Source organism: Actinomadura rugatobispora (assembly GCF_042656285.1).
Classification (GTDB): Bacteria; Actinomycetota; Actinomycetes; order Streptosporangiales; family Streptosporangiaceae; genus Spirillospora; species Spirillospora rugatobispora.
The window spans coordinates 26,362-51,700 of the sequence record NZ_JBHSON010000011.1 but is presented as its reverse complement, the minus strand read 5'-3'; the positions used below and the strand labels follow the sequence as shown (position 1 = coordinate 51,700).

The window sequence follows — 25,339 nt, the reverse complement described above, 5'->3', positions numbered from 1 at the left end:
TTCGGCAACCAGTTGATCGAAGTACACATCTGGTTCCGCGAGGAGCTTGAAGCGCTTCGCGAGTACCTCGGTGGCGGCGGTCCCGGGAGCTGCGGGCCGACTGCCTGACCTTCTGCTCCGCCCTGGACCGGCACCACACCGGCGAGGACGGCGGCGCGTTCTCCTGCTCGCTGAAGAGTTTCCCGAGCTGAGAGCGGTGCTGGAGGAGTTGAGCCGCGATCACCGGCTTGTGGACGACTCCCTCCGGCGGCTCCGGGCGTTGGTGGACGGCCTGGACGAGGGGGCCGACCCCGTCGAGGCGCTGCGGGAACTGGACAGCCTCGCCGCGCTGATGGAGACGCATTTCGTCTACGAGGAGAAGCGGATCGTCGCGGCGCTCAACGCGCTGGACGTGCCGGACTGGGAGGGCTCCCGGCCGCCGTTTCTGGAGCTGGACGAGCCCGGTGGCGGGCCGTACGCGATCACCACCGGGCCGGACGGGGCTCTGTGGTTCACGCTCAACCAGGCCAACGCCATCGGCCGGATCGACGTGGAGGGCACGGTTGCGATCCACCCGCTGCCGACCGAGGCCGCCGCGCCCGTGGGGATCGCCGCGGGCGACGGTGGCGCTGTGGTTCGTCGAGATCGCCGTGGGGCAGATCGGCCGGATCACCCCCACGAGGGGCGGATCACCGAGTTCCCGCTGCCCGACCGGGAGGCCCGGCCGCGTGCCATCGTCAGGCCGCGCGAGGTGAGATCGCTTCGGGTGTGCGCACGTGCTCCGGGCGCACACCCGTACCGATGATGTGCCCCGGCACCCGCCGGAACAGGCGCCTTCTGGCCAGCGCGCGCAGCGGGCGCGGGATGCGGACCGCTCCGCCGTCTTCGCTCAGCACCGAGGAGATGACGGTGCGCTGGATGACTACCTGAAGGGCCTGGGTGACGACGGTGGGGAAGGTCCGGCGGCGCTGCACCCGCGCCAGGTCGGCCTCCGTGACGGCGTGGGCGCGCAGCTTCTCCGTGAGCAGATTGGCCGTCGCCACCGCGTCCTGGATCGCCAGGTTGATGCCGACGCCCCCGATCGGCGACATCGCGTGCGCGGCGTCGCCGATCGCCAGAAGGCCCGGCCGGTACCACCGGCGGAGCCGGTTCACCCGCACGGTCAGCACGCTGACGTCGGAGAAGGAGCGGAGCTCGTCCACCCGGTCGGCGAGGTGCGGTAGCAGTTCGGCGATCTTGCTCCGCAGCCGTTCGATACCGGCCGCGACCAGTTGCGGATAGCCGTCCTTCGGGATCAGGTAGGCGAGCTGCCAGTACGTCCCCCGGTTGATGTTGACCAGGAAGTTGCCGCGGGCGAGCCGGCCGAACGTGGCGACCGGGTCGGTCTCCTTGCGGGAGAGGCGGAACCAGACCACGTCCATCGGCGCCCCGAACTCCCGCGGGCGCGGCAATGCCACCTCGCGCAGCCGGGAGTGGCGGCCGTCGGCGGCGACGACCAGGTCGGCGGTGAGTTCGCGGACGCCCTCGGGCGTGCGGTACCGCACCCCGGTGACCTGCCGCCCGGCCGTGACCAGAGCCTCCGCCTCGGCGTTCATGACCAGCCGGAAGGTCGGGTAGCGGCGCGCGACGTCGCTGAGCAGGCCGAGGAAGTCCCACTGCGGGACGAAGGCGATGTAGGGGTACTTCGCGCCGAAGCCGCGCAGGTCAACGAGGATGACCTTGCCGGAATCGGTCTGGCCGACCAGCTCGCGGGCCTTGAAGTGCGGCAGTTCGAGGAACCGGTCGAGCAGCCCGAGCTCCTCCAGGACCCGCAGGGTCGAGGGATGGATCGTGTCGCCGCGGAAGTCGCGGAGGAAGTCGCCGTGCTTCTCCAGCACGGTGACCTCGATGCCGGCGCGGGCGAGCAGCAGGCCGAGCATCATGCCCGCGGGGCCGCCGCCCGCGATGGCGACGGTGGTGCGATCGGTGCACGTCATCGTGGCACCTTCTCCCGATCGGAGCTAATTCATCATCAGTTGAATTATATCCCCGCCGCCGCGCGTGCACATGCCCGGGTGGACGTTTGACTGATCTTTTGGGGTGGTGGTAGGTGTTCTGGCAACGTCGCGGTGCACCCGGCCAGGAGACCGCCGAGGGCATGGAGGCGTGGAACATCTGGGACGACCTTGGCGACACCCCACGGACGCCTGGCGGCGTTCGGCAACCAGTTGATCGAAGTACACATCTGGCTCCGCGAGGAGCTTGAAGCGCTGCGTGATGCCCTCGGCGGCGGCGCTCGGCCCCGGGAACTGCGGGCCCACTGTCTGACCTTCTGCTCCGCCCTGGACCGGCACCACACCGGCGAGGACGGCGGCGCGTTCCCCCGGCTCGCCGAAGAGTTTCCGGAGCTGCGCCCGGTGCTGGACGAGTTGCGCCGTGACCACCGGCTCGTGGACGACTCCCTCCGGCGGCTCCAGGCGCTGGTCGACGGGACCGACCCCGTCGAGGCGCTGCGGGAACTGGACAGCCTCGCCGCGCTGATGGAGACGCATTTCGTCTACGAGGAGAAGCGGATCGTCGCGGCGCTCAACGCGCTGGACGTGCCGGACTGGGACAGCTCCCGGCCGCCGTTTCTGGAGAGGTCATCTTGATCGCCATTCGCGAATACGCCCTGGACGAGCCCGGCGGCGGGCCGTACGCGATCACCACCGGGCCGGACGGCGCACTGTGGTACACGCTCGTCCACAGCGGACGGATCGGCCGGCTGGTGCCCGGCGGCGAGCCGTCCAGCCACCGCCTCGATCCGGACTGCGGGCCGACGATCATCGCCCTGGGGCCGGACGGCGCGCTCTGGTTCACCGAGTTCCGGGCGCATCGGATCGGACGGATCACGACCGGCGGCGAGCTCACCGAGTACCCGCTGCCCACGCCCGAGTGCGGGCCGTTCGGGATCACCGCGGGCCCGGACGGCGCGCTGTGGTTCACCGAGACCGCCGCGGACCGGATCGGCCGGATCACGGTCGGCGGCGAGGTCACCGAGTTCCCGCTCCCGGTGACCGGCGGGTTCCCGTCCGCCATCACCGCCGGGGGCGACGGCGCGCTGTGGTTCACGCTCAACCAGGCCAACGCCATCGGCCGGATCGACGTGGAGGGCACGGTTGCGATCCACCCGCTGCCGACCGAGGCCGCCGCGCCCGTGGGGATCGCCGCGGGCGACGGTGCGCTGTGGTTCGTCGAGATCGCCGCGGGGCGGATCGGCCGGATCACCCACGAGGGGCGGATCACCGAATACCCGCTGCCCGACCGGGAGGCCCGGCCGCATGCCATCGTCCTGGACGCCGCGGGCACCCCGTGGTTCACCGAGTGGGGCGGCAACCGGGTCGGGTCCATCGCTCCCGACGGTTCGGTCACCGGGTATGAGCTGCCCACGCCCGGCTCCGAGCCGCACGGCATCGCGCTCGGCCCGGACGGCGCGCTGTGGACGGCGCTGGAGATCGGCGCGCTCGCCCGCGTGACGGCGGGCGACTAGCCCGGTGGACCACTGGTGCTGGTGGTTCAGAGAATCTCAGGAGGGCCAAAAGCGGCCAGTGGTGCGACGGGAGCGGGCTGTGGGGCGGAAATCCGGCTCTCTGACCTGGGGAAACCTGTATTCGTGCAGGTCAGAGCTAGTGAGTGGAGGTTCGGGGGTGCCGGGGCGCCGGCGGGCGGTGTCGTGAGGCGCCTCTATCGTTCTGGAACGCGGCGGCGTTACATCGAATTCGCGTTCTCACTCAACGTGGTCATCGCGTATCAAAAACCTCATGGACCCCGTAGGTAGCCTTTTCGCGATTAACAGGGGGCTGTCCCGTGCCACGCGGGACATTTTGCGGGGGACGGGTTCGATGACCCACGTTCATCACTTCACCTACGGGCCGTTCACTCCGGTCGCGGCCTATCTGATGTCGTTCATCGGGGCGCTGCTCGGCCTGCAGTGCACGGCCAGGGCGCGGGCGGCGGAAGGCCGGTCCCGGGCGTCCTGGCTGGCGCTGGCGGCGCTGTCCATCGGCGGCACCGGAATCTGGGTCATGCATTTCATCGCCATGCTCGGCTTCACCGTGGCCGACATGGAGATCCGCTACGACGTCGGGCTCACCCTGCTCAGCGCGCTGATCGCGGTCGCGGTGGTCGGGGTCGGGGTGTTCATGGTCGGGTTCGGGGGGCCGAGGGCGCGCGTCGTGCTGCCCGCCGGGCTCGTCACGGGCCTCGGCGTCGCCAGCATGCACTACACCGGCATGTGGGCCATGGACATGCACGGCGACCTCTCCTACAACCCGCTCCTGGTGCTGCTGTCGGTGCTGATCGCGGTGGTGGCGGCCACCGCCGCGCTCTGGTTCACGCTGCGGGTGCGCGGCCACTCCGCCACCGCGGGCGCGGCGCTGATCATGGGTGTGGCGGTCTCCGGCATGCACTACACGGGCATGGCGGCGATGCGGGTGCGGGCCGTGCCGGGGGAGGGCGATCCATCCGGCGCCGCGGCGGCCGACTTCCTGACGCCGCTGCTCATCGGGGTCAGCATGGTGGCGGTCGCCCTCCTGGTGATCGTCTCGGTCTTCCCGGGCGAGGAGGAGATGGTCTACATGGCGCTGCTGGAGAAGAAGGCGTCGCGGCGGCGCGCGTCGGCTCCGGAACCGGAGCCCGCGCCGGAGAAGGAGCCCTCGTGGTTCGAGGAGCGGACGCCGCGATCTTGACGGCGCCGCGAGGTTGTCGCGGGGATCGCCGCTGGGCACGATGGGGATCATGACGACTCTGCCGCTCGGACCCGACGAACTGCTGACGACGACGCGCGCGGTGCGCAAGCGCCTCGACCTGACCCGTCCCGTACCGATGGAGTTGGTGCGGGAGTGCCTGGAGATCGCGCTCCAGGCGCCCAGCGGGAGCAACCGGCAGGACTGGGAGTGGATCGTCGTCACCGACCCGGAGGCGCGCGCGACGATCGGTGAGTACTACCGGCGGTCCTTCGAGGTGTACGCCGCGTCGAAGGCGTCCGCCGACGTCCTCTACAAGGACGACCCCGCCCGCGCGCAGGTGCAGCGCCGGGTCGGCGACAGCGCCGGGTACCTGGCCGAGCGGATGGGCGAGGTGCCGGTCCTGCTGATCCCGTGCCTGCGGGTGGAGGGTGGCAAGACGCCTGAGGGCAACCAGGCGGGCCTGTGGGCCTCGCTGCTGCCCGCCGTGTGGAACTACTGCCTGGCGGCGCGGGCGCGCGGGCTCGGCACCGCGTGGACCAGCCTGCACCTGGTGTACGAGCGGGAGATCGCCGAGCTGCTGGGCCTGCCGTCGGATGTGCGGCAGGGCGCGCTGATCCCGACCGCGTACTTCACGGGCGAGACCTTCAAGCCCGCCCCGCGCGTCCCCCTGGACGAGGTGCTGCACGTCGACCGCTGGTGACGGGTCAGCTTCCGGCGCGGCACTCGTACTTGTCCACCGCGTCGAAGGCGGCCTGCGCTTGCTTCCCGTACACGGGGTCGAGGACGTCGCGGACCTCGCTGCCCGGCTTCAGCCTCCCGGACGAGGTCTTGAGCGCCTCCAGCGCCGTCGTGAACTGCGGGGCGATGTCGGGCGGGGCACTCGCCTTCATCCTCTCGCCCATGGCGATGGTCCTGCCCGCCTGCCGGCGCGACTCATCGAGGTCGATCTCCTCGCCGCGCACCGCCCTGCCCACACCGCCCCGGTAGACGACGGCGCCGACCCGGAAGAGTTCGAGGTCGAGGCAGAACGCGGAGGTCGGCTTGGCCGACGGGCTCGCGGAGGCCGCGGAGGCCGCGGGCGGTTTCGGCGCGGCCTCCGGTTCGTCCGAGCAGCCCGCGACCGCCAGCGCGCCGGCCGTCAGGAGTATCCACACCCGGGAAACGGTCATGGACGGAGCGTAAGGTGCGCGCCCGGGGAGGGGTCCCGGCGCCGGTCATGCGGGATGCGGCGAGGCCCGGTCCGTGGGCGCGTTGATCAGGGACGCGCCGGCCGGTCGCAGCGAGTGGACGACGTGGCCGCCCCGCCGCACGGTCCTGATGAGGCCCGCGTCCCGCAGGACGCCCGCGTGCTGGCTGGCCGACGCGAGCGAGATCCCGGTGCGGCGGGCCAGTTCGGTGGTGGTGCAGCCGCCGGGGGCGCTGAGCGCGGTCAGGACCGTGGTGCGGGTCCGGCCGAGCAGGGCGGCCAGCGGGCGCCTGGGGTCGCGCCGGGGCGACGGGGCCAGCCAGGCCGGGTCGTGCTCGATCGGGAAGGCGAGCACGGGTGTGAGGTCGGTGTCGTAGAAAGTGAAGGGCTGTTTCCAGCAGAAGAATGACGGGAGCAGGCGCAGTCCCCGGCCGTCGAGATGGACGTCGTGTTCCCTGCCGTAGGGCAGTTCCAGGACCGGTGAATTCCATCGGGCGTCGGGATGCAGATCTGTGAGGACGGCCTCGATCCCCGCGTGCAGGAACGTGCGCCCGCGGTCGGTGAGTTCGGTGTGCACGCGCGCCCGGATGCGGTCCCAATAGGGCGCGAGGGCGTGCGCGTGATAATCGCGCAGCGCGTGCGCGAGCGCGCGGAGCGAGCGGGCGGATCCGCCGGCGAGGTCGGCGGCGGGGCCGTGCAGCGCCTGCTGGGCGGCGAGGGTGGCCATGTCGCCGCGGACGATCCGGCGGGGCGTCGACAGGACCAGTTCCAGACCCGTGCCGACATCGGGCGCCTGCTCGGCGGGAGTCAGGAAGTCGGGCGAGTAGCCGATGGGCGGTGCGAGGTGGAGGAGCCACCGCGTGCACGGCGGCAGTGCCGCCAGGACGTTCCGGCGCCAGCCGTCGAAGATCAGCCGTCCTTCGCGGTCGGCGAGTTTGTGCAGGCTGAGCAGCAGTTCCCACATCGGTTCCGGGCCGGTGGCCAGCCGGGTCCGACCCAGATCCTCCCCCGTGAAATGAATGCGCAGCATGGAGCAAATACCCCCGTATGTCGCTGACATGCCAGCCGCGATCGTCCCCCGCCGCTAGTTGATCAAGCGAATGGTTGGCCGCATCCGGCCGCGATTTCAGGCAGGAACGAAAGGTCCAATGGCGCCGGCGGCCACGGGTGACGATCTCCCCGCGTCCCCCGCACGGGGCGGGGACGTGATTCGGGGGAAGCAGCTCCCTCGGGGAGGAGTTCACCATGAAGGTCGCGAGGATCCCGGCGCTGACGGTGGCGGGGGCCGCCGTCGGGTTCGCCGTCCTCACGGGCGGGGGCACCGCGCTCGCCGACACCGCCGCGCCCGGGCCGGCCGCGCAGTCCAGCACGGCCGACGTCTCGGTCAAGGCGACCTGGAACCACAACAACGTGATCGGGGCCAGGTCCGCGGGGGTCATCACCACCACCAAGGCCACGGGGACGGTGAAGGACACCCGCAAGGACGGCAAGTGCGCCCGCGTCCAGATCCGGTGGTACGGCACCAGCGGCAAGTTCGACGTGGACACCTTCAAGGCGTGCGGCTACGGCAAGGCGAAGACCGTCTCCGGCAAGCCGGGCGACAACGGCAAGTACTGGACGGCCCTCAGCGCGCGGGTCATCACCAGCACCGTGTAACCGCACGCGGAGGGGCCGAGCGGCGTGCCGGGTCGAGGTTGCCGACCGTGGAACCCGGCACGCCGCGGTCTCAGAGGGGCCTGGACGGCTCGCCGGGCCCGCGCTGGAACAGCACGTACAGCCAGACCATCGACGGGACGAGGATCAGCGCGCCCGCGCCGAGCGCGATGAACACCAGTTCCAGGACGGCGTCGTGCGCGACCGTGGACTCCAGGTCGAGGCCGCTCATTCCCGCCGCGCCCCACAGCACCGAGACGACCGCCAGCGCGCCGGTCGCCCGTACGGCCAGGTAGGAGCGGCGGACCAGCAGCGCGAGCGAGACCAGCCCGGCGACCGCCGACAGCAGGATCAGCGGGGAGCGCACGCCGAGGGCGGCGGCGCCCGGCAGGGCCAGGACGCCGACCGCGGCGCCGGAGACCAGGGCGCAGCCGCGGAAGCGCAGCGAGATGTCCCGGTCGCCGAGCCGCAGCGCGTCCCAGATCAGGTAGACGGCGGCGAGGTAGGCGCACAGCGCGGTGGTGAGGACGCCGCCGTACAGACCCGTGGGGCTCAGCCAGGACGATCCGCCGGTCGTGACGGCGGCGGCGACCGCGCCCAGGCAGAACGGGATGAGGATCGAGGAGACTCCGAAGGTCCAGGCGTACCAGCCGCGGTCGGGCACGGCCTTGCTGAACACGAAGGTGCTGCCGCGGGCGACGATGCCGAGCGCGGCCAGTGACAGCGGGATCCAGTGCGCGCTCATGACGTCGGCGAACACGGGCGGGAACGCCGTCCACGTCATCACCATCACGAAGATCAGCCAGACGTGGTTGGCCTCCCACAGCGGGCCCATGGCGTGCTCGATGACCTCCTTGTCGGCGCGCCGCCGGGAGAGCAGGTGCCAGAGGCCGGCGCCGAAGTCGGCGCCGCCGAACAGCAGGTACGCGGACAGGCCGAGCAGGATCAGGCCGAGGGCGATGTCGCCGTGGCTCATGAGGGGCTCCCGACTTCCGTGGGCTCAGGGGAGGGCGTGGACGCTTCGGACGGGTCGGGCGGGCGGCGGCGCATGCGGCGCAGGACGCTGATGGTGGCGACGGCGAGGACGGTGTAGACGACCAGCACCACGTACAGGCCGAACCGCAGCCCGGGGTTGGGGTTGACGGCCTCCTCGGTGCGCATGACCCCGTACACGATCCAGGGCTGGCGGCCGACCTCCGTGGTCGTCCAGCCGGCCTCCATGGCGATCGCGGCGGCGACCCCGGCGAGCGCGGCGGCGCGCAGGAACCAGGGGTGCCAGGGCAGGTCCCGGCGAGGGGCGAGCGCGCCGTCGCGGCCTGCCGCGCGGCGCCGCAGGAACCAGGCCAGCGCCCACCAGGCGGCCAGCGCCAGCAGCGCGGTCCCGATCGCGATCATGATCTCGAAGGAGATCTTGACGACCTCGGCGGGCGGGCGCAGGTCCGCGGGGAAGGAGTCGAGGCCGCGCAGGGTGGCCCCGGCGTCGAACTTCAGCATCAGCGACAGCGCGTTCGGGATCTCGAAGACCGCGAACCGGAACGGCACGCCCGCCTCGGTGTGCTCCACGCCCTCCATCGCCGCGAACTTGATCGGCTGGTTGTCGTGCACGAACCGGACGGCCCAGTCGCCGACGAGCACCTGCAGCGGGGCGCAGACCGCGCCGAGGGAGAACGGGATGGCGAAGCCGAGCCGGTGGTAGCGGTCGACGCGCCCGGCGCGGCGGTCGCGCAGCAGGGCCACGGCGTAGACGGACGCGACGGTGAAGCCGCAGACCATCAGCGAGGCCAGGATCAGGTGGACTGCCTGGACGGGCGTGGCCGGGTTGAACATCGCGGCGAGCGGGTCGACATCGGTGACCTGGCCGTTCTCCAGGCGGAACCCGCGCGGCTGGTTCATCCAGGAGTTCACGGTGACCACGAACGAGGCCGACAGCAGCCCGGCGACCACCACCGGGATGCCGGTGGCGAAGTGCGCGCGGGGGGAGAGCCGGTCCCAGCCGTACAGGTAGATGCCCATGAAGATCGCCTCGATGAAGAAGGCGATGCCCTCAAGGGCGAACGCGGCGCCGAAGACCTGGCCGTACTTGTCCATGAAGCCGGGCCACAGCGTGCCCATCTCGAAGGACAGGACGGTGCCCGACACCGCGCCGACGGCGAACAGCACCCCGGCGGCCTTCATCCAGCGGCGGGCCAGTTCGGCGTAGACGGTGTCGCCGGTGCGCAGCGAGCGCCACTCGGCCAGCAGGGTGATCGCGGGGAGGCCGATGCCGATGGAGGCCAGGATGATGTGGAAGCCGAGGGTGAACGCCATCTGCTGGCGGGCGGCCATGAAGTCGGCCGGGGTGGCCGCGCCGCCCGCGGCGTCGTTGAGGAGGAGAGCGACGGTGCTCATACGACGAACTGTAGTACTACAAGCCGTAGTACTTGAGGCGGTAGTACTACCCGGCGTGGTGACCTTCCTCTCCATCGCATACCCTGGTCGGCGTGAAGGGTCTGGGAGAGCTTGAACGCACGGTCATGGAGGTCCTCTGGGCGAGGGAGGACTCCGGCGCCGCCGCGGCGACCGCCCGCGACGTCAGCCGTGCCCTCGCCGGCGACCGCGACCTCGCGCACACCACCGTCATGACCGTTCTCGACCGCCTCGCCAAGAAGGGCTTCCTCAAGCGCGAGCGCGACGGCCGCGCCTGGCGCTACAGTCCTGTGGCCAGCCGCGAGCGCTACGTCACCGAGCTCATGCTCGGCGCCCTCAACGAGACCGGCGACCGTGACGCCGCCCTAGTGCACTTCGTCCAGTCCGTTTCCGAGGACGAGGCCGCCGTGATCCGCCAGGCCCTCGCCGCGTTGACGTCCGGCGTCGTCAAGGAGCCACCGGCTTGACCTCCTCCCCCTCGTGAACGAGGGGGATTTCAACCCGTGGCCTCAGGAGAGGGGGACAGGTTGGGGTTCGCGGTTCGTCCGCCCCGGCGACCCGGAGCGTCCCCGCGCAGCAGCGGCCGGTCCGGCCGCCGTGCCCACGAGCGTGCAGAGGAGTCTGGTCTCGTGGGCGATGTTGCGTGCCGCGTTCACGTCGGTGTTGCAGGCGAAGCCGCAGGACCGGCACCGGAAGCGCGCTTGGCTCTCACGCGCCTTCGGGTCGATGGTCCTGCACGCCGAGCAGCGCTGCGAGGTGTACGCGGGATCGATCCTGTACACGCGGCCGGGGGCCTTGTGTTCCAGCCGCTCGACCAGCATGGCCCATCCGCTTGCGAGGATGCCCCGGTTCAGCCCCGCCTTGGCGGCGACATTCCGGCCCGGCCTCTCGATGGTGCCCTTCGCCGAGCGGGTCATGCCCCGGACGTTGAGGTCCTCGACGCCGATCACGTCGAACTGGCGGGCCAGCGTGGTGGAGGTCTGCTCCACCCAGTTCTTGCGGCGGTCGCTCTGGCGGGTTTTGAGCCGGGTGAGCGCGGCCTTGAGCCTGGCGCGGCGGTGGGAGCCGCGCCGGGCGCGTCCCAGCTTGCGGGCCAGCAGTTCCAGGCGCCGGGTCTCCCCGGGGGTGAGGCCGGGGACCTTCAGCAGGTCCCCGGTCGAGAGGGCGGCGCTGACGGTGACGCCCCGGTCCACCCCGATCACGGTCCCGGCGACGGGGCCGGGGACCGGGGGCGGGACGTGCGCGAACGCCACATGCCAGCGCCCGGCCCGATCACGGGTCACCCGGTAGGACCTCACACCCTCCGGCACCGGCCGCGACAGGCGGAACCGCACCCACCCGCACTTGGGCACCAGTACCGCACCCCACTTACGCGACAACCGCACGACCTGATGCGGCTTGACGCCGACCTGCCGGAACCCCTCGTGCACGCCCTGCTTACGCCAGGTGGGCCGCTTGTGCGTTCCGGCGAAGAAGTTGCTCATCGCCTGCGCGAAATCGCGGAGCGCCTGCTGCTGCACCGTCTGGGACCCGGCCCGCAACCACCCGAACTCGGCACGGGCCGCGGTGAGCTGCCGGGACTGCTCGTTGTAGCCGGGTGCCCGGCCCCATCGGTGCCGGGACCAGTGCGCGTGCTGCTCGATGGCGAGGTTCCACACGTACCGCGCGTGCGCGCAATGCCCGAGCAGGGCTTGCTCCTGCTCGGGCGTGGGGTTCAGGCGGTAGCGCGGCACGGGGCGATCGTAGCGTGCACGCTCGAACACAGGAGCGAGAACGTGCTGGATAGCGCCTGGTCAACCGGCATTCGCCCCCGGGAGGCGAATCTCCCTTCCCTGCCCTGCTCCGCAGGAGTCCGATCCCACCCCGGTCTCGAGGCCGAGGTCTCCTGGGAGGTCCCTCGATGACCGGCACCGCCCTGCTCGCACTGATCTCGCTCGGGACCATCGGCGGGGCGCACCTGCTCTCAGGGGCCCGGTGGACCTGGCGCGCCCCCCGCACCGGCATCCTGCTCTGGCAGGCCCTCGGCCTCGGCTGGGGCGTCGCCACCATCGGCGCCCTCCTCGGCCTGGCCCTCCTCCCCTACGGCAAGGGCATCCTCGGCGGCCTGCCCGGACTCGTCCACGACGAGGCCGGCCGGCTCGGCGCCGCGCACGTCGCCGCGCTGCTCGCCGCGATCAGCCTCACCGCCGTGCTGCTGGTCATGCTCGCGTACGCGGTCGTCCGGGTCGTGCGCGCCCGGCACCGGCACCGGGCGCTGCTGGCGCTGGTCTCCCGCAGCGACTCGGCCGTGCCCAGCGGAACCCTCGTCCTCGACCACCCCGGCGCCGCCGCGTACTGCGTGCCCGGGGTGCGCTCGTCCAAGGTCGTGGTCAGCGCCGGGACGCTCGAACTGCTCGACGCCGACGAGCTGGCCGCCGTCCTCGCGCACGAGCGCGCGCACGCCCGCGAGCGGCACGACCTGGTGCTGCTGCCGTTCGCCTCGCTGCGCCAGGTCTTCCCGCAGATCCGCCTGGTCGGGCGCTGCCTGGACGCGGTCGAGCTGCTGATCGAGATGGCCGCCGACGACCGCGCCCAGCGGCACCGTCCGCCGCGCGAGCTGGCCACGGCGCTGCTGCGGTTCGCCGCGGCCCGGCCCGCGGCCGCCCCGTCCGGCACGCTCGGCGTCGCCAACCGCGACGACATCCCGGTGATGGCCCGGGTGAACCGGCTGCTCGACCCGGTCCCGGTGGGCCGCTCCACCCGCTTCGCCGCCATGGTCGCGGTGCCCCTCCTGGCAGGGGTGCCGGTGCTGCTGTACGCGATGCCGCACTGAGACCGCCGCACTGACGCCGCCCCGCCCGTCCCGGCGGGGCTTTCGCATGTGCGGGGCCATTGACCTCGGCGGCTCCCGCTCCCTACGCTAACGCGAATCTCGTTCACGTTGGCCGTGGAGGGCGTCGATGACCGCACGGGACCGCCGGGCACGGCTCTCCGCGCACGCCGCGTTCGCCGTCCAGGGGCTGTGCTTCGCCTCGCTCGTGACGCGCGTCCCGCAGGTGCAGGACGCGCACGACCTCGGCGACGGCATGCTCGCGCTCGTCCTCCTCCTGGTCCCGCTGATCGCCGGCGCGGGCAGCGTGCTGGCGGGCGCGCTGTTCCCGCGGGCCGGCGGCGGCCCGGTGCTGCGGGTCGCGCAGCCGGGCGTCTGCGTCGCGATGACCCTGGTCGGCCTGACCGGCGGCGGGCTCGTACCGCTGCTCGCGGCGGTGGCGCTGTTCGGCGTGTGCGTCGGCGCGGTCGACGCCGCCATGAACGAGCAGGCCGTCGCGGTCGAACGGCGCTACGGGATGAGCCTGCTCACCGGCTTCTACGCGGTCTGGAGCGTCGCCGGGATCCTCGGCGGGCTGTGGGCCGCCCTGGCCAACCGGCTCGACCTGGCGCTGCTGCCCGGCTTCGCCGTCCCCGCCGCGCTGGGCCTGACCGTCTCGCTCGTCACCGGGCGCGGGGTCTACCGCAAGGACGAGGAGGCCGCCGAACCCGGAGCCGAGGAGCTCAAGGCCGCCGCCCGGCAGGTCCCCTGGCGCCCGGTGCTGATCGTGGGCACCGCCATGGGGCTGTTCTACCTGGCCGACGCCGCCGTCTCCAGCTACAGCGCCAAGTACCTCCAGGACGAGCTGAACGCCACCGACTTCGCCGCCCCGCTCGGCTACGTCGCCTACCAGGTCGCCATGGTGGCGGCCCGCGCCGCGGCCGACCTCGGGGTCCGCAGGCGCGGCGCCGTCCAGGTCGTCCGGCTCGGCGGGATCGTCGGGCTGGCCGGGATGATCGGCGTGGTCGCCGCGCCCAACGCCGCCACCGCGATCGCCGCGTTCGCCGTGGCGGGCCTGGGACTCAGCGTCGTCGCGCCCGTGGCGTTCTCCGCCGCCGGACGGGTCGACCCGACCGGGCTGGGCGTCGCGGTGGCGCGGCTGAACGTCTTCAACTACGTGGGATTCGTGCTGGGCGCGGCCATCGCCGGGGCCCTCGCCCCGATCGGCGGGACGGACGGCCTGCGCCTGGTCTTCGCCGTCCCCGCGGCCCTGGTCATCCTGATCATCGTGCTGGCGAGCGGCTTCGCCCCGCGCCCTGCGCCCGCGGTTCCCGCCGCCCGGCCACACGACCTCGACCCCGCCTGACGAGCGGCAGGCCCGCGCCGCGATGGCGGACCGCCCTCGCTGAGCGGGGGCGGTCCGAGGACGCGGCAGGTCAGGAACCGCTCTTCTCGACCTTCTTGCCGTCCGGGGACACCACGTACCAGCCGCCGCCGAACTGGTTGAGGCCCTGGCCCTTGGCGCTGCCCTTCACGCCGTTGTCCGGCACGAAGTAGTACAGCGGGTGCCCGCCGTAGGTCACCTGCGTGCTGCCGTCGCTCCTGCTGGTGGTGCCGAGCATCGACGCCTGCGCACCCGACCCGGCGTGCGGCTTGCCCATGCTGGTGACCGGCGGCCACACCGCCGCGCAGGATCCGGTGCAGGAGGACGTGCCGCCCTGGTCCTTCTCGAACAGGTACACGGTGCGGCCCTGGCCGTCGACCAGGACCTGGCCCAGGTTGCCCACCGTCGCCGTCGCGATCGTCGCCTGGGCAGCGGAGGTGGTCGGCGAGGACGTGCCCGGCGAGGACATGCTCGGCGAGGACGTGACGGCCCCCGGCGCGGCGGGACGATTCGCCGCGGCGGCGCCGTCCGACTTGGTCGCATCGCCGGACGTGCCGCAGGCGGTCGCCGCGGCCGCCACCGCGGCCACGGGAACCGCCATACGGACGCCGAGGCTCCGCCGCGGCCGAGACGTCGGAGCCGATGAGCGCACGGTATTGCACAGGTTCGTTCGGGACATCGCAGAACGTCCTTCCCTGGGAGAGATCGGCTTCGGTCGCCCGATGCCTTCCTTTCCGACTCGGCCCGTACCCCTGGGAACGGCGGGCGAACTGACTTGCCCAGGCACTGAACTGCGCTTTTCGGACATATATCCTGCCGCCTCCTCGCCTGGGCGACGAAGATCAAGCGGTAGGAGCCCGGAGCCCCCTAGGCGTCCTGGACTTCCTTCGGGAGGTCCAGGGCCATCCCGTACAGGCGCTCCACGCGCAGCCGGATCACCACCCGGTGGTCCTCCACCTGTGCCTTCAGGAAGCCCTCCCGCTCGGCCGGATCGGTGATCTCGGGGACGATCAGGGACAGCAGCTCCTGCCCGACCGCGTCGCCCGGCACGGTCGTCTCCGCGATCTCCGCCGTGCCCTCGGCCACCACGTAGGCCATGTGGTCCGGGCTGGAGACGTAGAGCGCGGCGCGCGGGTCGTTGCGGAGCTGCCGGACCTTCAACCGGTCGGCCGTGGACGAGACGCGCACGATCCGCTCGGCCGGGTCCCACCGGTAGACGACCGTGGACAGGTGCGGGTGGCCGCTGCGCTTGTTGGCGGCCAGGGCGCCGAAGAAGTGGTCGCCGAGCAGTGCGGACAGGTCGCCGTCGGTGAGGATCTTGGGGCCGGGGCCGCGGCCGGGGCCGGTCTGCTCGTTCTCGTTGGTCGTCATCGTCGATCTCTCTTTCTGCGTGGATGGGGAGGTCAGGCGGTTTCGGCGGTGACGGGGGCCGGCCTGGCCGCGGGCCGGGCGGGCGGCTCGTCCGGGACGCCCTCGCCCGGCCTGGGCTGCCGCAGGACGAGGAGCGCGACCGCGATCGCCGCGACCAGCAGCCCGGCGCCGACCTCGAAGGCGTACTGGAAGCCGCCGGTCAGCGCGGCCGCCTCGCCCGCGCCGCCCCCGGTCAGCCCCTCGGTGCGGGACGCGGCCAGCGTCGACAGGATCGCGACGCCGAGCGCGATGCCGAGCTGCTGGGTGGTGTTGAACAGCCCGGAGACGACCCCGGCGTCCTCCTGGCGCGCCCCGGACATGCCCAGCCCCGTCAGCGCGGGCAGGACCAGGCCGGCCCCGCCGGTCAGCAGCATCGGGGGCAGCAGGTCGGCCGCGTACGAGCCGTCCACCGGGATCCCGGTCAGCAGCAGCCGGCCGGCCAGGAGCAGCGCCAGCCCGGCCAGCAGCATGTTCCGCTCGCCGAAGCGGGCGATGAGCCGGGCGGACAACCACAGCGACAACCCGCCGATCATCACCGCGGCGGGCAGCATCGCCAGGCCGGTCGCGGTCGCCCCGTAGCCGAGGACCTGCTGCATGTAGAGGGCGATGTGGACCTGGAAGGAGAACATCGCCCCCATCGTGAGCAACTGCACGAGGTTGGCGCCCGCCACGTTCCGGGACCGCAGGATCCGCAGCGGCAGCAGCGGCCTGGCGGCGGTGGCCTGCCGTGCGGCGAACGCGGCGATCAGCAGCGGCGACAGCGCGCCCAGGCCCAGCGTGCGGCCCGAGGTCCAGCCCGCGTGCTCGGCCCCGACGATGGCGTACACGCCGAGCATCACCCCGCCGGTGACCAGGATCGCGCCGAGCGCGTCGGCGCCGCCGCGCAGGCCGGGGCCGCGGTCGTTCTCCAGGACGCGCAGCGCCAGCACGATCGCGGCCAGGCCGAGCGGGAGGTTGATGTAGAAGTTCCACTGCCAGCTCAGCGCGTCGGTGAGGACGCCGCCCAGCACCTGGCCGATGGACGCCCCGGCGGCCCCGGTGAAGGCGAACGCGCCGATCGCGCGGGCCCGCTCGGCGGGGTCGGTGAACAGCGTGACGATCATGCCCAGGCTGACCGCGGAGGTGAGCGCGCCGCCGACGCCCTGGAGGAACCGGGCGGCGATCAGCGTCTCCGGGTTGACCGCGAGCCCGCACAGCACCGAGGCCAGCGTGAACAGCGCCAGCCCCGCGACGAACATCCGGCGCCGCCCGGCCAGGTCGCCCAGCCGCCCGCCCAGGAGCAGCAGCCCGCCGAACGCGATGGTGTAGGCGTTGATCGTCCAGGTCAGGGCGGAGGGGGTGAAGCCGAGGTCGGACTGGATGGCCGGCAGCGCCACCGTCACGATGCTGCCGTCCAGGACGATCATCAGCACTCCGGCGCACAGCACGGCCAGCGCGAGCCAGCGTGAGCGCGGCGGCGCCGTCGATGATCCGGCGGCGGCGATGTCGGGCATGGTCTCTCCTCAGGGGAAGCCGATGGAGAGACCGTAGCAGATAGTTCTGTTAGAGACGATCCTTTGCGGATCTATTTCGTCAGCCGTTGCGCTGCCGCGCCCGCCGCACCGGGCTCGGGCAGTCCGCCGGCTCCGCCAGATGCCCGGTGACCAGCCGCTCCAGCGCCCGCACGAACACCGCCCGCTCGTCCTCTGGCAGCGCGTCCAGCACCCCGGCGTGCACCCCGTCGACGATCGCCCTGCTGCGCTCGGCGATCTCCGCGCCCCGCTCGGTCACCGCGATGATCCGCGCCCGCCGGTCCTTGCTGGACGGGCGCCGCTCCGCGTACCCGGCCTTCTCCAGGGCGTCCACCGTCACGACCATCGTGGTCTTGTCCATGTCGCCGATCTCGGCGAGCTGGATCTGGGTGCGCTCCTCCTCCAGGGCGTGCACCAGCACGCAGTGCATGCGCGGCGTCAGCCCGATCTCGGCGAGCGCGGCCGTCACCTGCGTGCGCAGGACATGACCGGTGTGCTGGAGCAGGAACGACAGGTCCGGGACGGTGACGGGCGGTGTGAGGGTGGTCATGTCTCCAGACTAACAACTTCATTCAGAAACGGATTATCTGTCGAAGAACCTATCTTCGCCCGCGCGGGGGAGGGCGTCCGCCCGCACGGGGGAGCCGCCGGGACGGGCCGAGGGCCGAGCATCGAGACACCGCCCCGAACCGACCCCCAGGGAGAGACCCGACGATGCGCATCGCCAAGCCCGCCGCCCTCGCCGTCACCGCCGCCGCCCTCGCCACGGCCGCCGCCGTCGCGGGCGGGACGACCCCCGCCGAGGCCGCCCCCAAGAACGCCCGCGTCTCCGGGGCGGGCGACGTCCGGCTCACCTACTGGCCCGACAAGGACATCCGGTCTTTCTCCTTCGACGCGGTCGGGAAGCCCTACAGCCAGCCCAGAACGGGCGCCCCCGACGGCCTGCCCACCGACGCGCGCGGCACCGTCCGGGTGTCCCACTGGGTCGCCGCCGAGAACGTCACCGTGCGGTTCCGCGCCGACGTCGACTGCCTGGTCACCAGCCCCGGCAACGCCGTCCTCACCGCCGTGGTCACGGAGGCGGACGGGCCCGTCGCCGACTGGGTCGGCAAGCGCCTCGGCTTCAGCGTCCAGCGCGACCGGGTCGGGTTCTCCTGGTCCGTCGTCAACGGCGACCAGAACGAGCAGGGCGAGTGGCAGGAGGGCAAGGCCGGCACCTGCATGGCCCCCGCCGCGTTCGCGCCCGTCACCCGCGGCGGCTTCGCGGTCAGGCACGCCGACCTGCAGCCCGTTCCAGCCCCCTGACACGTATCATCGGGGGCATGAAGCGCCGTCCGTGCCTGGGCTGGTGGCCGTCCTAGGACGGCCGCTCACCCACGCACGACCAAGGGCCGTCCGCACCGGACGGCCCTTCTCCGTTCCTCGGCAGGGAACGCGGACCGTCCCGGCGGGCGGCCGCGAACCCACGAGGAGCACCATGCCCACCATCCTGACCGGCGACCGCCCCACCGGCCCCCTCCACCTCGGCCACTACTTCGGCACGCTCGCCAACCGGGTCCGCCTGCAACGCGAGGGCGCCGACCTGTTCGTGCTCGTCGCCGACTACCAGGTCCTCACCGACCGGGACGTCGCCGACCGCCTCACCGAGCACGCCGAGGGGCTCGTCGCCGACTACCTCGCCGCCGGCATCGACCCCGGCGCGGTGACGATCTTCCGGCACTCCGCGGTGCCCGCCCTCAACCAGCTCATGCTGCCGTTCCTGTCCCTGGTCTCGGTCGCCGAGCTGGGCCGCAACCCCACCGTCAAGGAGGAGATCGGCGCCTCCGGCCAGGCGTCCGTCAGCGGGCTGATGTTCACCTACCCCGTCCACCAGGCCGCCGACATCCTGTTCTGCAAGGCCGACCTGGTACCGGTCGGCAAGGACCAGCTGCCCCACCAGGAGATCACCCGCACCATCGCGCGCCGCTTCAACGAACGCTACGGGCCGGTCTTCACCGTCCCTGAAGCGCTGCTCTCCGACACCCCCCACCTGCTCGGGCTGGACGGCCGCGCCAAGATGAGCAAGAGCCGCGGCAACGCCATCGCCCTGTCCGCCACCCCGGACGAGACCGCCCGGCTGGTCAGGGGCGCCCGCACCGACGCCGACCGGCACATCACCTACGAGCCCGAGACCCGCCCCGAGGTGTCCAACCTGGTGCGGATCGCCGCGCTCTGCCAGGGCCGCGACCCGCACGCGATCGCCGCGGAGATCGGGAACGGCGGGGCCGCCCGGCTCAAGCAGGTCGTCATCGAGTCGGTGAACGAGTTCCTGCGGCCGATCCGTGCCCGCCGCGCCGAACTCGACCGCGGGCTGCTGCGGCGCGTCCTGGACAAGGGCAACGAGCGCGCCAACGCCGTCGCCGACCGCACCCTCGCCGAGGTCCGCGCCGCCATGGCGTGACCGCCTCCGGAGCGGGACGTCAGGGGCCGATGCCGTCCAGCAGGGCGGCGACCAGGCCGTCCACGTCCCGCTCCGGCTCGGCCCCGCTGAACAGCAGCGACAGCACCGCCTCGTGGCACACCCCGACGACCATCGCGGCGGCCTCGTCGACCCGGGCGTCCGGCGCGAGCCTGCCCAGATCCCGCTCGGCGCGCAGGTAGGCCAGCAGCCGGTCGCGCCAGTCCTCGCCGGACTCGCCCGCCGCGGCGAACCTCGCCAGGACCTCGGGACGGCCGATCAGCCCCGCCATCGCGGGCAGGATCGCCCGGTGCAGCGCCAGCCCGTACGCGACGAAGGCGCGCAGGTTCGCCGCCACCGTCCCGGAGCCCGCCCGGGGCAGCGGGTCGAGCGCCCCCTCCACCGACCGCACGTGCGCCCGGAAGGCCAGCGCCAGCAGCTCCTCCTTGTCGGCGAAGTGGTTGTAGAGGACGCCGTCGGCGACGCCCGCCTCCCGCGCGATCCCGCGCACCGTGAGGCCCGCCGTCCCGCCCTCGGAGATCATGCGTTCGGCGGTGGTGATCAGGTGCTCGCGCAGGGTCCGGTCGTCGCCGTCCCGCAGCGCCGCGGCTCGTCTCGGTGACATCCTCCGCATCGTATGCGCGACCCGATCAGGCCGGTTCGGAACGGAGCACGAACACGCCCCAGCCCAGGTAACGCCTGCCGTACGCCAGGTGGGAGCGGCGGGCGACGTGGGCGAACTCACGCATCGCCGCGGCCTCGGGGTGGCCGGGGTTGCGCTTGAGCCACTCGTGGATCGTCCACCACTGCGAGGCGATGTACCGGTCCCAGTCGTCGGGGTCCGCCAGGACCATCTCGACCAGTTCCGTCCCGGCGGCCTCGAACCGCTCCAGGGTGCCCGGCAGCGACGCGAAGTCCTCGGGCGCGCAGCCCAGCGCCTCGTACGCGGCCTCCGGCGGCTCCTCGGTCCAGTACGGCTCGCCCACCAGCAGCAGCCCTCCGGGTGCGAGCGCGGGACGCATCAGCTCGATCGTCCCGGCGAGCCCGCCGCCGATCCACGTCGCGCCCAGGCACGCCACGACGTCGTACGAGCCGGGCTCGGCCCGGTACCGGCCCGCGTCGCCCTGCTCGAACGTCACCCTCGCGGCCACGTCCAGCTCCCGCATCCGTTCGCGGGCCGCCGCCAGGAAGACCTCGCTGAGATCGACGCCGTGGCCGGACGAGCCGAACCGCTCCGCCCAGCGGCAGAGCATCTCGCCCTTGCCGCACGCCAGGTCCAGAATCCGCGTAGCGGGCCCGAGCCGGGCGACCTCACCGAGCAGCATCAGCTTCGCGTCGGCGAACGGGTTGAGGATCCGGTGGTCGGCCTCGGCGATCTCGTGGTGGCGCAGGTCGGGCATGGTCCGAGGAGATCATGCGGCTCGGCCGGGCGTCGAGGTCTTTTCCGGTCAGGGGTTCCGGCGCCGGGCGGCGAGCACCTTGCGGGTGCCGAGGGCGGCGAACGCGATCGACGCGACGGCCAGGGCGAGTGCGAGGGCGGTGCTCGCGACCAGCTTGCCGGTGGACGTGGCGGTCGCGCGGTCGCCGCTCGCGCGGGCCGTCACCGTACGGCCGCGGTCCTCCTCCCCGGCGCCTTCGACGGTGCCGGAGCCGCGTTCGCCGCCGGGGAGCGTCCAGGAGCCCTCGCAGGTGGTGCTCTCGCCCCTGGCGCGCTGCTCGGTCTCGCAGCGCTCGACCCGGGCGGTCACCTCGGTGCCGGTGACGTAGGTCCAGGCGGGCCGGGCCTGGAACACGGCGAAGACGATGGTGACGAGGGCGAGCGCGAACATGATCGCTATCGTCTGGGGGCCGGTCAATGTCCGGGACGAGCGGGACACGGAGCCTCCTAGCTGCGGCGGGGTCCCCCGATCGTAAGCCCCCCGCGCACCCCCGGAGTAGAACGGAATGGTTCGTTCCCTTAGTATGGGGGGATGGAGAGGACGCGGACGGGGCCCATGAGCGGGCGGAAGGCGCAGGCGGCGCGCAACGACGAGCTCATCCGGCAGGCGGCGCGGGCGGTGTTCACCGCCGACCCCGGGGCGCCGATCTCGGCGGTGGCCGAGCGGGCGGGGGTCGGGATCAGCGCGCTCTACCGGCGCTACAAGAGCAAGGAGGAGCTGCTCCAGAGTCTCGCCGACGAGGGCATGGACCGGTACCTGGAGCAGTTGCGGCAGGCCCTCGACGACGACGGCGACCCCTGGACGGCGTTCGCCGGCTTCATGCGGCGCTGCCTGGACATCGGGGCCGGATCGCTCACCATGCGGCTGGCCGGGAGCTTCCCCGTGACCGAGGAGATGAGCCGCAAGGGGCAGGAGCTGCACGCCGACACGACCCGGCTGCTGGAGCGCACCCGGCGGGAGGGCGGGCTGCGGCCCGGCATCGAGGTCGGCGACATCTCGGTCCTCCTGGAACATCTCCACACCATCCGGATCGGCGACGACGCGCGCATGAACCGCCTCCAGCACCGCTACCTGGAGCTGCTGCTGGACGCGCTCCGCACCCCGGACGCCGCCGAGCTGCCCGGACCCGCGCCGACCTGGCAGGAGCTCCGGGGCCGTTATGACGACTGACGCACTGGGGAAGCGGGCCCTCAACCGGGCGCTGCTGGCACGGCAGATGCTGCTGCGCCGGCACCGGCGGAACGCCCTGGAGGGCATCGAGCACCTGGTGGGCCTCCAGTCGCAGGCGCCCGACCCGCCCTACATCGGGCTCTGGAGCCGCCTGGAGGACTTCGACTTCGACGAGCTCGCCGCGCTCATGCGCGAGCGGAGCGTGCTGCGGATGGTGCTCATGCGCGGCACCCTGCACCTGGTCAGCGCCCGGGACGCGCTGGCCGTCCGCCCGCTCACCCAGGCCGTCCTCGACCGCGCCACGCTGAGCGCGCGGGGCGGAGCCATCAAGAGGCTGGACCTGGAGCCGGTACGGGACGCGGCCCGCCGCTTCTTCGAGCAGGAGCCCCGCACCGACAAGGAGCTGCGGGAGATGCTGGCCGAACGGTGGCCGGACGCCGACGCCGAGCTGCTCGCCTGGGCCGCCCGCTCCCGGCTCCCGCTCGTCCAGGTTCCGCCGCGCGGCATCTGGGGCGCGAGCGGCGTCTCCCGGCACACCACGCTGGAGACGTGGCTGGGCCGTCCGATGGACGCCGAGCCGTCGGTCGACGATCTGGTGCGCAGGTACCTGGCGGCGTTCGGGCCGGCCACCGCGCAGGACGCGCAGCACTGGTCCGGCCTGACCCGCCTGGGCGAGGTCCTGGAACGCCTCGCCCCCGGGCTCGTCACGTTCACCGACGAGAACGGCAGGACCCTCTACGACCTGCCCGGCGCGCCGCGCCCCGATCCGGAGACGCCCGCGCCCGTCCGGTACGTGCCGGGCTTCGACAACCTGCTGCTCTCGCACGCCGACCGGGCCCGGATCATCACCGAGGAGGACCGCGGGCGCGTGTTCACGGTGAACGGCATCATCCGCGCGACCGTGCTGGTGGACGGCTTCGTCCACGGCATGTGGAAGATGGAGCGCAAGCGCCGGGCCGTCACGTTGAGCATCGACCTCTTCCGGCCGGTCTCGGACGCGGACCGGGCCGCCCTGGTCGAGGAGGGCGAGCGCCTGATGGCCGCGGCCCACCCCGCAGCCGACTCCCGCGAGGTCGTTTTCTAGTCGGGGGCTTCGGCCTGGCCGAAGATGTCGGGGGTGAGGCCGTCGGGGTCGAGGTTGGCCAGGAGGGTTCTCAGGGTCTCGCGCATCCGGAGGACCTGCTCGCGGCTCAGCGGGTCGAACAGGAGGCGCCGCACTTCCTCGACGTGGCCGGGTGCGGCCTTCTCCAGGGCGGCGAAGCCGCCCTCGGTGAGCTCGGCGATCGTGGTGCGGCGGTCGTTCGGGGGCTTGACCCGGCGGACCCAGCCGGACTCCTCCAGGCGGGCGACCGCGTGCGAGAGGCGGCTCGGGGACGAGCGGACGATCCCGGCCAGCTCGGTCATGGTCATCGCCCGGCCGGGCGCCTCCGAGAGCATCGCGAGGATCATGTAGTACGTGTGCGGCATGCCCGAGTCGCGCTGGAGCTGGCGGTCCAGCGCCTCGTTCAGCAGCCGGGAGGTCCACAGGAACGCGCGCCAGGTCTGCTGCTCGTCGTCGTCCAGCCAGCGGGGCTCGCTCATGGGGCAAGTCTAGCGAATGTTTGAATGCTCAAGTATCATGGGCGATGTTTGAACGTTCAATAGAGTGGAGGGCCGAGCCGTGATCAGGATGCCGGTGCTGTACCTCAGCCACGGGGCGCCGCCCCTCGCCGACGACGCCGAATGGACCGCCCGGCTCGCCCGCTGGGCCGCCGACCTGCCCAGGCCCGCGTCGATCCTCATGGTGTCCGCGCACTGGGAGGAGGCCCCGGCCACCGTCGGCGCCACCCGCACCGTGCCGCTGGTGTACGACTTCTGGGGCTTCGAGCGCCGGTACTACGAGGTCCGGTACGAAGCACCCGGAGCCCCCGAACTCGCAGCAGAACTGCACAAACTCGTCCCCGGACTGCACCGGGACGAGGAGCGCGGCCTCGACCACGGCGCCTACGTCCCCCTCGTCGAGATGTACCCCGACGCCGACGTCCCCGTCCTGCAGATGTCGATGCCCACGCTGGACCCCCGCCGCCTCTACGACCTGGGCCGGCGCCTCGCCCCGCTGCGCGACCAGGGCGTGCTCATCGTCGGCAGCGGCTTCACCACCCACAACCTGCGCGAGATACGCCCCGGCGCCGACGCGGACCCGCCCGCCTGGTCGGCCGAGTTCGACGAGTGGACCGACCGGGCCGTGACCTCCGGCGACGTGGACGCGCTGCTCGACTTCCGCGCCAAGGCCCCTGCGGCCGCGATCGCGCACCCGCGCACCGAGCACTTCGCCCCGCTGTTCGTCTCCCTCGGCGCCCACGAGGGCGGCGGCGACGACCGGCGGGCCGTCATCGACGGCTACTGGCACGGCCTGGCCAAGCGGTCGTTCCAGCTCTCCTGAACCGTCACCCCATGTCGGCGAAGCCGGTGCGCCAGGACGGCACCTGCGGCTTCCACCCCAGGCTCAGCGCCAGGGCGTTCGACACCGGACGTCCGGTCGTGGCCGCGTGCCGCCCCGCCGTGCCCGGGGTGGGCGCGCCCAGCGCCGCGCTGTAGACCGGGAGCCAGTCGGCCGTGGTCGCGGGCTCGTCGTCGACCACGTTCACCGGACCGGCCGGCCAGTCCAGCGCCGCCAGCGCGGCCGAGGCCGCGTCGTCGGCGTGCACGAACGACGTCCACGCCGGAGCCAGCCGCAGGCTGCCCGCCCGCACCCGCTCCGCGATCGCGCCGTCCGGCGCGTACCACGTGCCCGGACCGTAGAGCGCTCCATAGCGCAGCACCACACCGCGCGGCATCGACGCGACGGCCTCCTCCAGCGCGATGACGCCCTCGGACGGCGGCAGCTTGGGGTCGAGCGGGTCGCTCTCCACCGCGGGCCGCTCGCCCGGCACGTACACCCACGCGATGCTCTGCGCGATCATCAGTTCGACACCGGACTCCCCGGCCGCCTCCACCAGGTTGCGGGTGCCGTGCACGCGGAGCCGGGAGTTGGCGTCGAAGTCCTCCGCGGCCAGGTCGGTGAGCTGGTGGACGATCGCGTCCGGCCGCTCGGCGGCGACCACCGCGCGCACCGCCTCCGCGTCGAACACGTCGAGAACGATCGGCCGGGCCTTCTGGTCGGCGATGGACCGGGCGCGCCCGGCGCGGCGGGTCGTCCCGGCTACCTCGTGGCCCGCCTGCACGAGCAACGGGACCAGCCGGCGTCCCACCACACCGGTCGCGCCGGCGACGAGAATCTTCAAGGGGGGT

29 protein-coding genes are annotated in these 25,339 nt (G+C 72.7%); 14 read left to right on the top strand and 15 right to left on the bottom strand.

What is annotated here, in order from left to right:
- The first annotated feature begins 70 nt into the window (after positions 1–70).
- A complete protein-coding gene (locus ACFPZN_RS09970; protein WP_378281683.1) occupies positions 71–784 on the top strand; it encodes a Vgb family protein in 714 nt (237 codons plus the stop codon).
- Here ACFPZN_RS09970 and ACFPZN_RS09965 read toward each other — a convergent pair.
- Positions 717–1,955, bottom strand: a complete 1,239-nt coding sequence (locus ACFPZN_RS09965; protein ID WP_378281551.1) for an FAD-dependent oxidoreductase — start codon at positions 1,953–1,955, stop codon at positions 717–719. The two genes, ACFPZN_RS09970 and ACFPZN_RS09965, sit on opposite strands and share 68 nt — an antisense overlap.
- 189 nt (positions 1,956–2,144) lie before the next feature.
- On the opposite strand from ACFPZN_RS09965, the gene ACFPZN_RS09960 reads away from it, so the two are divergent.
- The 4 genes from ACFPZN_RS09960 to ACFPZN_RS09945 all read left to right on the top strand — a co-directional run bounded on the left by ACFPZN_RS09960 (position 2,145) and on the right by ACFPZN_RS09945 (position 5,385).
- Entirely contained in the window at positions 2,145–2,609 is a 465-nt protein-coding gene (locus ACFPZN_RS09960; RefSeq protein WP_378281550.1) for a hemerythrin domain-containing protein, read from the top strand.
- Positions 2,606–3,487, top strand: a complete 882-nt coding sequence (locus ACFPZN_RS09955; protein WP_465252304.1) for a Vgb family protein — start codon at positions 2,606–2,608, stop codon at positions 3,485–3,487. The genes ACFPZN_RS09960 and ACFPZN_RS09955 overlap by 4 nt, the downstream gene beginning before the upstream one ends.
- 352 nt (positions 3,488–3,839) lie before the next feature.
- Complete coding sequence (locus tag ACFPZN_RS09950; protein WP_378281549.1) at positions 3,840–4,685, top strand: MHYT domain-containing protein; 846 nt, start codon at positions 3,840–3,842, stop codon at positions 4,683–4,685.
- Positions 4,686–4,734: 49 nt separating this feature from the next.
- Complete coding sequence (locus tag ACFPZN_RS09945; RefSeq protein ID WP_378281548.1) at positions 4,735–5,385, top strand: nitroreductase family protein; 651 nt, start codon at positions 4,735–4,737, stop codon at positions 5,383–5,385.
- A 4-nt stretch (positions 5,386–5,389) separates the two neighbouring features.
- Here ACFPZN_RS09945 and ACFPZN_RS09940 read toward each other — a convergent pair whose 3' ends face one another.
- Entirely contained in the window at positions 5,390–5,854 is a 465-nt protein-coding gene (locus tag ACFPZN_RS09940) for a hypothetical protein (RefSeq protein WP_378281547.1), read from the bottom strand.
- A gap of 45 nt (positions 5,855–5,899) precedes the next feature.
- Positions 5,900–6,901, bottom strand: coding sequence for an ArsR/SmtB family transcription factor (locus ACFPZN_RS09935; protein WP_378281546.1), 1,002 nt, complete (start codon positions 6,899–6,901; stop codon positions 5,900–5,902).
- A 215-nt stretch (positions 6,902–7,116) separates the two neighbouring features.
- Here ACFPZN_RS09935 and ACFPZN_RS09930 point away from each other — a divergent pair, with 215 nt between their 5' ends.
- Positions 7,117–7,527 carry a hypothetical protein gene (locus tag ACFPZN_RS09930; RefSeq protein WP_378281545.1) on the top strand — a complete coding sequence of 137 codons (411 nt, stop codon included), beginning with the start codon at positions 7,117–7,119 and terminating at the stop codon, positions 7,525–7,527.
- Positions 7,528–7,597: 70 nt separating this feature from the next.
- Here the strand turns inward: ACFPZN_RS09930 and ACFPZN_RS09925 are convergent, their stop codons facing one another.
- Both ACFPZN_RS09925 and ACFPZN_RS09920 read right to left on the bottom strand, forming a co-directional pair.
- A complete protein-coding gene (locus ACFPZN_RS09925) occupies positions 7,598–8,500 on the bottom strand; it encodes a cytochrome d ubiquinol oxidase subunit II (RefSeq protein WP_378281544.1) in 903 nt (300 codons plus the stop codon).
- On the bottom strand, positions 8,497–9,912 hold the full coding sequence (locus ACFPZN_RS09920; RefSeq protein WP_378281543.1) for a cytochrome ubiquinol oxidase subunit I: 1,416 nt from the start codon (positions 9,910–9,912) through the stop codon (positions 8,497–8,499). Before ACFPZN_RS09920 ends, ACFPZN_RS09925 begins: the two co-directional genes overlap by 4 nt.
- Before the next feature lie 92 nt (positions 9,913–10,004).
- Between ACFPZN_RS09920 and ACFPZN_RS09915 the strand changes: the two genes are divergently transcribed.
- Positions 10,005–10,397: a BlaI/MecI/CopY family transcriptional regulator gene (locus tag ACFPZN_RS09915; protein WP_378281542.1), complete on the top strand. Its 393-nt coding sequence runs from the start codon at positions 10,005–10,007 to the stop codon at positions 10,395–10,397.
- A gap of 42 nt (positions 10,398–10,439) precedes the next feature.
- Here the strand turns inward: ACFPZN_RS09915 and ACFPZN_RS09910 are convergent, their stop codons facing one another.
- Positions 10,440–11,663: an RNA-guided endonuclease InsQ/TnpB family protein gene (locus tag ACFPZN_RS09910; protein ID WP_378281541.1), complete on the bottom strand. Its 1,224-nt coding sequence runs from the start codon at positions 11,661–11,663 to the stop codon at positions 10,440–10,442.
- A 167-nt stretch (positions 11,664–11,830) separates the two neighbouring features.
- Between ACFPZN_RS09910 and ACFPZN_RS09905 the strand changes: the two genes are divergently transcribed.
- On the top strand, positions 11,831–12,742 hold the full coding sequence (locus tag ACFPZN_RS09905; protein WP_378281540.1) for a M56 family metallopeptidase: 912 nt from the start codon (positions 11,831–11,833) through the stop codon (positions 12,740–12,742).
- 127 nt (positions 12,743–12,869) lie between these two features.
- Positions 12,870–14,084 carry an MFS transporter gene (locus ACFPZN_RS09900; RefSeq protein ID WP_378281539.1) on the top strand — a complete coding sequence of 405 codons (1,215 nt, stop codon included), beginning with the start codon at positions 12,870–12,872 and terminating at the stop codon, positions 14,082–14,084.
- Between the two features lie 70 nt (positions 14,085–14,154).
- Here ACFPZN_RS09900 and ACFPZN_RS09895 read toward each other — a convergent pair whose 3' ends face one another.
- The 4 genes from ACFPZN_RS09895 to ACFPZN_RS09880 form a co-directional block, all read right to left on the bottom strand.
- On the bottom strand, positions 14,155–14,703 hold the full coding sequence (locus tag ACFPZN_RS09895; RefSeq protein WP_378281538.1) for a COG4315 family predicted lipoprotein: 549 nt from the start codon (positions 14,701–14,703) through the stop codon (positions 14,155–14,157).
- 266 nt (positions 14,704–14,969) lie between these two features.
- Positions 14,970–15,473, bottom strand: a complete 504-nt coding sequence (locus ACFPZN_RS09890) for a pyridoxamine 5'-phosphate oxidase family protein (protein WP_378281537.1) — start codon at positions 15,471–15,473, stop codon at positions 14,970–14,972.
- A 32-nt stretch (positions 15,474–15,505) separates the two neighbouring features.
- Entirely contained in the window at positions 15,506–17,005 is a 1,500-nt protein-coding gene (locus ACFPZN_RS09885; RefSeq protein WP_378281536.1) for an MFS transporter, read from the bottom strand.
- Positions 17,006–17,084: 79 nt separating this feature from the next.
- On the bottom strand, positions 17,085–17,573 hold the full coding sequence (locus ACFPZN_RS09880; RefSeq protein WP_378281535.1) for a MarR family winged helix-turn-helix transcriptional regulator: 489 nt from the start codon (positions 17,571–17,573) through the stop codon (positions 17,085–17,087).
- A gap of 164 nt (positions 17,574–17,737) precedes the next feature.
- Here ACFPZN_RS09880 and ACFPZN_RS09875 point away from each other — a divergent pair, with 164 nt between their 5' ends.
- Entirely contained in the window at positions 17,738–18,328 is a 591-nt protein-coding gene (locus ACFPZN_RS09875; RefSeq protein ID WP_378281534.1) for a hypothetical protein, read from the top strand.
- Between the two features lie 172 nt (positions 18,329–18,500).
- Positions 18,501–19,463 (top strand): tryptophan--tRNA ligase, encoded by a 963-nt coding sequence (gene trpS / locus ACFPZN_RS09870; RefSeq protein WP_378281533.1) that lies wholly within the window; start codon positions 18,501–18,503, stop codon positions 19,461–19,463.
- A gap of 19 nt (positions 19,464–19,482) precedes the next feature.
- Here trpS and ACFPZN_RS09865 read toward each other — a convergent pair whose 3' ends face one another.
- Genes ACFPZN_RS09865 through ACFPZN_RS09855 form a run of 3 tightly spaced genes read right to left on the bottom strand, consistent with a single transcriptional unit; the run spans position 19,483 to position 21,289 of the window.
- On the bottom strand, positions 19,483–20,085 hold the full coding sequence (locus tag ACFPZN_RS09865) for a TetR/AcrR family transcriptional regulator (RefSeq protein WP_378281532.1): 603 nt from the start codon (positions 20,083–20,085) through the stop codon (positions 19,483–19,485).
- Between the two features lie 25 nt (positions 20,086–20,110).
- Positions 20,111–20,860, bottom strand: coding sequence for an SAM-dependent methyltransferase (locus ACFPZN_RS09860; protein WP_378281531.1), 750 nt, complete (start codon positions 20,858–20,860; stop codon positions 20,111–20,113).
- Positions 20,861–20,908: 48 nt separating this feature from the next.
- On the bottom strand, positions 20,909–21,289 hold the full coding sequence (locus ACFPZN_RS09855; protein ID WP_378281530.1) for a hypothetical protein: 381 nt from the start codon (positions 21,287–21,289) through the stop codon (positions 20,909–20,911).
- Positions 21,290–21,454: 165 nt separating this feature from the next.
- On the opposite strand from ACFPZN_RS09855, the gene ACFPZN_RS09850 reads away from it, so the two are divergent.
- A complete protein-coding gene (locus ACFPZN_RS09850) occupies positions 21,455–22,069 on the top strand; it encodes a TetR/AcrR family transcriptional regulator (protein ID WP_378281529.1) in 615 nt (204 codons plus the stop codon).
- Positions 22,059–23,153, top strand: a complete 1,095-nt coding sequence (locus ACFPZN_RS09845) for a winged helix DNA-binding domain-containing protein (protein WP_378281528.1) — start codon at positions 22,059–22,061, stop codon at positions 23,151–23,153. Before ACFPZN_RS09850 ends, ACFPZN_RS09845 begins: the two co-directional genes overlap by 11 nt.
- On the opposite strand, the gene ACFPZN_RS09840 is transcribed toward ACFPZN_RS09845, so the two are convergent.
- Positions 23,150–23,650 (bottom strand): MarR family winged helix-turn-helix transcriptional regulator, encoded by a 501-nt coding sequence (locus tag ACFPZN_RS09840; protein ID WP_378281527.1) that lies wholly within the window; start codon positions 23,648–23,650, stop codon positions 23,150–23,152. The genes ACFPZN_RS09845 and ACFPZN_RS09840 overlap by 4 nt on opposite strands.
- Positions 23,651–23,738: 88 nt before the next feature.
- On the opposite strand from ACFPZN_RS09840, the gene ACFPZN_RS09835 reads away from it, so the two are divergent.
- The gene (locus ACFPZN_RS09835) at positions 23,739–24,491 is read left to right on the top strand and encodes a DODA-type extradiol aromatic ring-opening family dioxygenase (RefSeq protein ID WP_378281681.1); all 753 of its coding nucleotides are present in this window, start codon (positions 23,739–23,741) and stop codon (positions 24,489–24,491) included.
- 4 nt (positions 24,492–24,495) lie between these two features.
- On the opposite strand, the gene ACFPZN_RS09830 is transcribed toward ACFPZN_RS09835, so the two are convergent.
- Complete coding sequence (locus tag ACFPZN_RS09830) at positions 24,496–25,332, bottom strand: NAD-dependent epimerase/dehydratase family protein (protein WP_378281526.1); 837 nt, start codon at positions 25,330–25,332, stop codon at positions 24,496–24,498.
- Between the last annotated feature and the right edge of the window lie 7 nt (positions 25,333–25,339).

What these genes read in the sequence shown, in the direction of transcription:
- ACFPZN_RS09965 (WP_378281551.1), bottom strand. Translation starts at nt 1,955, where the DNA reads ATGACGTGCACCGATCGCACCACCGTCGCCATCGCGGGCGGCGGCCCC.
- ACFPZN_RS09950 (WP_378281549.1), top strand. Translation starts at nt 3,840, where the DNA reads ATGACCCACGTTCATCACTTCACCTACGGGCCGTTCACTCCGGTCGCG.
- ACFPZN_RS09945 (WP_378281548.1), top strand. Translation starts at nt 4,735, where the DNA reads ATGACGACTCTGCCGCTCGGACCCGACGAACTGCTGACGACGACGCGC.
- ACFPZN_RS09940 (WP_378281547.1), bottom strand. Translation starts at nt 5,854, where the DNA reads ATGACCGTTTCCCGGGTGTGGATACTCCTGACGGCCGGCGCGCTGGCG.
- ACFPZN_RS09935 (WP_378281546.1), bottom strand. Translation starts at nt 6,901, where the DNA reads ATGCTGCGCATTCATTTCACGGGGGAGGATCTGGGTCGGACCCGGCTG.
- ACFPZN_RS09930 (WP_378281545.1), top strand. Translation starts at nt 7,117, where the DNA reads ATGAAGGTCGCGAGGATCCCGGCGCTGACGGTGGCGGGGGCCGCCGTC.
- ACFPZN_RS09925 (WP_378281544.1), bottom strand. Translation starts at nt 8,500, where the DNA reads ATGAGCCACGGCGACATCGCCCTCGGCCTGATCCTGCTCGGCCTGTCC.
- ACFPZN_RS09920 (WP_378281543.1), bottom strand. Translation starts at nt 9,912, where the DNA reads ATGAGCACCGTCGCTCTCCTCCTCAACGACGCCGCGGGCGGCGCGGCC.
- ACFPZN_RS09905 (WP_378281540.1), top strand. Translation starts at nt 11,831, where the DNA reads ATGACCGGCACCGCCCTGCTCGCACTGATCTCGCTCGGGACCATCGGC.
- ACFPZN_RS09900 (WP_378281539.1), top strand. Translation starts at nt 12,870, where the DNA reads ATGACCGCACGGGACCGCCGGGCACGGCTCTCCGCGCACGCCGCGTTC.
- ACFPZN_RS09895 (WP_378281538.1), bottom strand. Translation starts at nt 14,703, where the DNA reads ATGGCGGTTCCCGTGGCCGCGGTGGCGGCCGCGGCGACCGCCTGCGGC.
- ACFPZN_RS09890 (WP_378281537.1), bottom strand. Translation starts at nt 15,473, where the DNA reads ATGACGACCAACGAGAACGAGCAGACCGGCCCCGGCCGCGGCCCCGGC.
- ACFPZN_RS09885 (WP_378281536.1), bottom strand. Translation starts at nt 17,005, where the DNA reads ATGCCCGACATCGCCGCCGCCGGATCATCGACGGCGCCGCCGCGCTCA.
- ACFPZN_RS09880 (WP_378281535.1), bottom strand. Translation starts at nt 17,573, where the DNA reads ATGACCACCCTCACACCGCCCGTCACCGTCCCGGACCTGTCGTTCCTG.
- ACFPZN_RS09875 (WP_378281534.1), top strand. Translation starts at nt 17,738, where the DNA reads ATGCGCATCGCCAAGCCCGCCGCCCTCGCCGTCACCGCCGCCGCCCTC.
- trpS (WP_378281533.1), top strand. Translation starts at nt 18,501, where the DNA reads ATGCCCACCATCCTGACCGGCGACCGCCCCACCGGCCCCCTCCACCTC.
- ACFPZN_RS09865 (WP_378281532.1), bottom strand. Translation starts at nt 20,085, where the DNA reads ATGTCACCGAGACGAGCCGCGGCGCTGCGGGACGGCGACGACCGGACC.
- ACFPZN_RS09860 (WP_378281531.1), bottom strand. Translation starts at nt 20,860, where the DNA reads ATGCCCGACCTGCGCCACCACGAGATCGCCGAGGCCGACCACCGGATC.
- ACFPZN_RS09855 (WP_378281530.1), bottom strand. Translation starts at nt 21,289, where the DNA reads ATGTTCGCGCTCGCCCTCGTCACCATCGTCTTCGCCGTGTTCCAGGCC.
- ACFPZN_RS09850 (WP_378281529.1), top strand. Translation starts at nt 21,455, where the DNA reads ATGAGCGGGCGGAAGGCGCAGGCGGCGCGCAACGACGAGCTCATCCGG.
- ACFPZN_RS09845 (WP_378281528.1), top strand. Translation starts at nt 22,059, where the DNA reads ATGACGACTGACGCACTGGGGAAGCGGGCCCTCAACCGGGCGCTGCTG.
- ACFPZN_RS09840 (WP_378281527.1), bottom strand. Translation starts at nt 23,650, where the DNA reads ATGAGCGAGCCCCGCTGGCTGGACGACGACGAGCAGCAGACCTGGCGC.
- ACFPZN_RS09835 (WP_378281681.1), top strand. Translation starts at nt 23,739, where the DNA reads ATGCCGGTGCTGTACCTCAGCCACGGGGCGCCGCCCCTCGCCGACGAC.